Below are 5,392 nucleotides of genomic sequence, written 5' to 3' on the forward strand. Positions count from 1 at the left end.
TCGGACGATCGGGGACAACACTCTCGCTTTCATATCCATTCAAGAAGGCCGTCATATATACAAACGGTTTGAACGAGGAACCCGGCTGGCGAAGTGCATCCGTCGCTCTGTTGAACTGGCTTTCATCATAATCGCGCCCACCAACCATAGAGCGCACAGCGCCCTCGGTGGTGATAACTGTCATGGCTGCTTCTTCAACGCCGTAACGTTTGCCGTATTGGCGCAAGGTGCTTTCTATTTGGTTGGTAGCTTCCCGTTGCAGGCCCGGATCAAGCGTGGTGCGAACGGAAATAACTCTGTCATTACTGAGTTCTGGGTACTGTTCCGCGAGGTCTTTCACCTGCTCGAACGCCCAATCGAGGAAGTGATCCGGTGCTTGGCTTTTGCTCCGGTCAATCGCCTCGGCCGGATTACGCCGGGCGCCAATAACTTGTCCCTCAGTCATGAAGCCAGCTTGGACGATATTCGTCAGTACCTCATTGGCGCGGGCGCGGGCAGAGGGCAGGTTTTTATGCGGTGCATACTTGGAAGGGGCCTTGTAAAGCCCTGCTAACATTGCAGCTTCTGCCAGCGAAATTTCGCGCACGTCTTTGCCGAAGTAAAATTCTGAAGCGGCGGCAACGCCAAATGTCCCGCCGCCCATATAGGCGCGATCAAGATACAATTTGAGGATTTCTCGCTTTGTGAGGTTCATCTCAAGCCATATAGCGAGATAAGCCTCCTTGATTTTGCGTTGTAATGTGCGTTCGTTTGAAAGGAATAGGTTTTTTGCAAGCTGCTGTGTAATAGACGAACCACCCTGCACAACAGAACGTGCTTTTATGTTGGCAACCATGGCGCGGAAGGTGCCAACAAAGTCAATTCCCAAGTGATCAAAAAAACGTCTGTCCTCGGTAGCAAGGGTGGCCTGGATCACGTGATCAGGAATTTCATCCAGTGGAATTTTGTCGTTCAGCAAAATGCCGCGTTTGCCGATCGGGTTTCCGAACCGATCAAAAAAGCTCACGGAAAAGTCGGAGGTGGTTTTCCAGTCAGAACGTTCCGTTGCTTTAAAGGCCGGCTGCGCAAAGGTCAGCACGATCAGAAAGCCGAACGCGCAATAGGTCAGCCCTTCGGAAGCAAGCCCTGCAATAAACTTGGAGGGGCCGCGCAGAGAGAACCGGCGCATGAAGGCCGAGTACTCACGAAAGAACACCCCAAAAAACTGTGAGGTGTGCCAAAGCGCAGAATCCAGCCATGCATCGGTTGCAAGCATCCGCTGAGATAGATCCTGAAGGGTAAAAGATCGCTCCTTGCCCTTTTTTTTCACATTTTCAGCAGAATTTTCCGTGACATTCTGCTTTTCGCTGTTATCAGAGTTCTCTTCCAAACTGATTACCCGTAGTACCGGTCACACCCCTGAATGCGCAAAGGGGGACAATGAACCAAACCGAAGAACTAGCTAAGCGACATCCTCGCGATATTCCCATCGGAATTTTGCAATGAGAACGACATAAATGGTATCCGTAAACTCTGAGAGTCACCGCCCTTTCTGGCAGACCAAAACCCTAGATGAGATGACCCATGAAGAATGGGAGTCACTCTGTGATGGATGTGGACGCTGCTGCCTGAACAAACTTGAAGATTGGGACACAGGCGCAATCTACTGGACAAACGTTGCGTGCACTCTGCTGGATGGAACCACATGTAGGTGCAAAAACTATGAACAGCGCTTCGACACAGTGCCCGATTGCGTACAGCTTTCGCCGGAAACTGTAAGAACTTTGAAATGGTTACCGCCAACATGTGCGTATCGTCTAATCCGTGAGGGCAGGGATCTGTACTGGTGGCATCCGCTTGTTTCAAAAGATCCGCAAAGCGTGCATGACGCCGGAATCTCAGTCCAAGACAAAACCATCAGCGAAGATGGAATGGAGCCAGAAGAGTTCGAAAACTATCTCGTCGACTGGCCGGATGAGGAATACACCAAAGACTGATCCTGCAAAATATGTTTATTTTCAATTACTTCTCCACAGGTGAGAAGCGGGTATAAGTCAAAATTCAAAGCAATTGTAAAGCCAGCGCAGTGCCTCAGGGCCTGCGCTTTTTTGAATGTCGCATCAAAGCCTTACAGCTTTCTTTATTTAAAGTTGAACGAGTTTCAATCCTAACGTGAAACGGGGATAAGTGTCCATGCCTCTTTGGGCGACTTACTTTAGGAATATAATCTTGACAGCGCACCGCTGTTTTGATAGGGTTTTGGCATGCTAGAGAAAGTGTGACAGTGCCTGCAGAGGCAGTCTTACTCTTTCTATCTGCACTACATTTTAGAGAATTGACCAGCTGCTCCTTGTTTCAATGGGCGGCTTTTTTTGTGCCTACAGCGTACCGACGAAAAGTGGACACCGGTTTTCGGACATCGATACGCAATCAATTTTAGCGACAGGAGGAACGATGGCGGAGGAGCAAGAGCCCCAACTGGAGGAGGAGCAGGCAGCACGACTGCGTGTGCCATTAGAGGTCTGGCAGGTCGTCCGCCGCATGGTGGAAGAAGAGGCCATCTCAATTGCTGATATCGCTCGCAAGACTGGCCTGCCAAGCAGCACCATCACCACCAAGATTAAACGGGAAGGATGGCTGCGCAAGTGGGAGCTGGCGCAGGAGCTTGCAAGCTCTCAACCAGAAGAACGCAGACGCCTGATCGCCCGTCTTTATGCTGCCTTTGAAAAGCAGGTCAGCGCACTGGAAGCCAAACTGAAAAAGCTAAGCGGTGATCCGCAATCAGCAGCGGGAGAGATGGATGCCACAGCAAAAGCCATCACCAGCCTCGCCAAGACGCTGGATATGTTGATCGACCTGCAGCAAGCACACGGTGAGGACAACACAGAGGAGGTGAGTGATGACCAGATGCGACAACAGCTTTCGCAGCGCATTGAAAGCTTGTGTGGCGCAGGGCAAACTTCATGACTTTGTCGCCTCGTTGAAACCCCATGAACTGAGTTATCTTCAATATAACTGGCAAGTGTTCGCACACGGCCATCAACGCCCGCCTGAGGGCAGTTGGACTACATGGTTGCTCATGGGCGGACGCGGTGCAGGCAAAACAAGAGCAGGGGCAGAATGGGTCAAGGGTAAGGTTGCAGGAGAAGCATGGGCTGGTCCGGCGGCTGGCAATATTGCGCTCGTCGGGCAAACCTACGCGGATGTGCGGGAGGTGATGATCGAGGGCATTTCCGGTCTGCTCACCGTCCACCCGGCAGGCCACAAGCCTCAGTGGAACCCATCACGGCGCCGATTGGAATGGGCGAACGGCGCGGTCGCTCGGGCCTTTTCATCAGAAGATCCTGAGGCTCTGCGCGGCCCCCAGTTTGATGCCGCCTGGTGTGATGAAGCAGGCAAGTGGAGCAACGCGACAGAAACCTTCGACATGCTCCAGTTCGGTCTGCGTCTTGGGGTGCAACCGCAGCAGTTGGTGACCACAACACCCAAGTCTACGCCGCTGTTAAAACTGCTGCTGCAAGACAAAGGCACCGTGGTGACAAAGGCTGGAACGAAAGCGAATGCCGCGTTTCTAGCAGAGGTGTTCCTGCTGCAAATGGCAGAGCGGTATGGTGGCACGCGATTGGGTCGGCAGGAGCTGGATGGCGAACTGATTGAAGACCGGGAAGACGCTTTGTTCGCCCGCAAATGGTTCGAGATGGGCCGGGTGCGGGATGCCCCCGAACTGAAGCGCATTGTTGTTGCCGTGGACCCGCCAGCCACATCAGGCAGGACAGCAGATTCCTGTGGCATCGTCGCAGCAGGTATCACAGAGGCAGGTGATCTGCATGTCTTGCGAGACAGAACCGCCCAGGGCCTGCGCCCCGCTGCATGGGCTGAGCAAGCCATCAAACTCTATCATGAGCTGGAGGCGGACTGCTTATTGGCAGAGGTCAATCAAGGCGGCGAGATGGTGCGTGAGGTCATTGAAAGTGTCGATGCCAGCGTGCCGGTAAAGTCCGTCCACGCAACCAAAAGTAAACGCCGCAGAGCAGAGCCAGTCGCCCTGTTGTACGAGCAGGGGCGCGTTCATCATTGCGGTGTCTTTCCTGAGTTGGAAGATGAACTCTCCGACTTTGGGGTTGGTGGCCTGAGCAACGGAAGATCACCAGATCGGCTGGATGCACTGGTCTGGGCCATAACAGAACTCAACCGCCGCCCTGCAGGCAAACCACGCTTGCGCAAACTGTAAAAACACCAATAATTGGAAGGGTTAGCTCGCAAACTTGAATCTGTTTGTGAGGATTAGCCCTCCGTGTATCGCCGAAAAGTGGGAACCGGTTTTCGGATAAGGATACGCGAGAAAATGAGTTAAAGCTGTTTATCAAGGCAGACCAAAAGCAAACAGCTTTTGTACACTCAAATACATGAATCAAAACATTAAGTTAGAGCGAAAAGGACTCTGATCTCATGGGGTTACGCAGACTTCTTGATTCAGTTTTTTCACCAGTAACTGAGCAAAAGGCATCACGGGCAAAATCAGTCGCCTTCATGCGATTTGGTGAAGGGGCCGTCTGGACCCCGCGCAACTATGAATCACTTATAAACCAAGGGTATTTACGAAATCCTATCGCCTACAGATGCGTGCGTCTCATCTCCGAAGCCGCCGCAAACGTGTCCCTCACTGTGAAAGTGGGCGATGAAGAGCTGGAAGCCCATCCCCTGATGGAACTTCTGAACCAGCCCACACCCATGCAAACACGGCGCTCGTTTCTGGAGGAGGTCTACGGCTTCCTGCTGGTCTCCGGCAATGCCTATGTAGAGGCCGTCTCGCTGGAAGGCGCACCGCGCGAGCTCCACTCTCTCAGGCCCGACCGCATGAAGGTGCTGGTGGATGAGGCTGGTTGGGTGGAGGCCTACGAGTATCAGGTGGCAGGCCGCAAAGTGGAACTGCGCAAAGCGCCCGGTGACAAGCTCCAACCCGTTCTGCACATCAAGCTCTTCAACCCGCTCAACGACCACTACGGCTTTGCGCCCATCGAGGCCGCGCAAATTGCTCTTGATATCCATAATGCCGCCGGAGAGTGGAACAAGTCTCTGCTCGATAATGCCGCCTGTCCAACCGGTGCGCTGGTCTATGGTGCAGGCGATGCGATGAACATGACGGACGACCAGTTCCACCGCCTCAAAGAAGAGCTGGAAAGCTCCTATCAGGGTGCGAAGAATGCTGGCCGCCCTATGCTGCTGGAAGGTGGGCTCGACTGGAAACAGATGGGTATGTCGCCCAAAGATATGGACTTCATTGAGCTGAAGAATGTCGCCGCCCGCGAAATTGCACTGGCCTTCGGCGTGCCGCCTATGTTGCTCGGTATTCCGGGAGACAACACCTACGCCAACTATCAGGAAGCCAACCGCGCCTTCTGGCGACTGACGG

Annotated in this window: 5 protein-coding genes; 4 read left to right on the top strand and 1 reads right to left on the bottom strand. The window is 53.3% G+C overall.

Features of this window, described 5'->3' with window-relative positions; translation table 11 throughout:
* The coding region (locus tag PsW74_RS29920) for a transglycosylase domain-containing protein (protein WP_244277885.1) at positions 1 to 1,369 on the bottom strand (1,369 nt) is incomplete at its 3' end.
* Positions 1,370 to 1,496: 127 nt separating this feature from the next.
* Between PsW74_RS29920 and PsW74_RS20500 the strand changes: the two genes are divergently transcribed.
* The 4 genes from PsW74_RS20500 to PsW74_RS20515 all read left to right on the top strand — a co-directional run.
* Positions 1,497 to 1,976, top strand: coding sequence for a YcgN family cysteine cluster protein (locus PsW74_RS20500; RefSeq protein ID WP_057465880.1), 480 nt, complete (start codon positions 1,497 to 1,499; stop codon positions 1,974 to 1,976).
* A 457-nt stretch (positions 1,977 to 2,433) separates the two neighbouring features.
* Complete coding sequence (locus PsW74_RS20505; protein WP_063288166.1) at positions 2,434 to 2,946, top strand: hypothetical protein; 513 nt, start codon at positions 2,434 to 2,436, stop codon at positions 2,944 to 2,946.
* Complete coding sequence (locus PsW74_RS20510) at positions 2,924 to 4,210, top strand: terminase family protein (RefSeq protein ID WP_063288167.1); 1,287 nt, start codon at positions 2,924 to 2,926, stop codon at positions 4,208 to 4,210. Before PsW74_RS20505 ends, PsW74_RS20510 begins: the two co-directional genes overlap by 23 nt.
* A 218-nt stretch (positions 4,211 to 4,428) precedes the next feature.
* The coding region (locus tag PsW74_RS20515; protein WP_244277886.1) for a phage portal protein at positions 4,429 to 5,392 on the top strand (964 nt) is incomplete at its 3' end.

The organism is Pseudovibrio sp. W74 (assembly GCF_001623085.1).
In the GTDB taxonomy this organism is placed as follows: domain Bacteria; phylum Pseudomonadota; class Alphaproteobacteria; order Rhizobiales; family Stappiaceae; genus Pseudovibrio.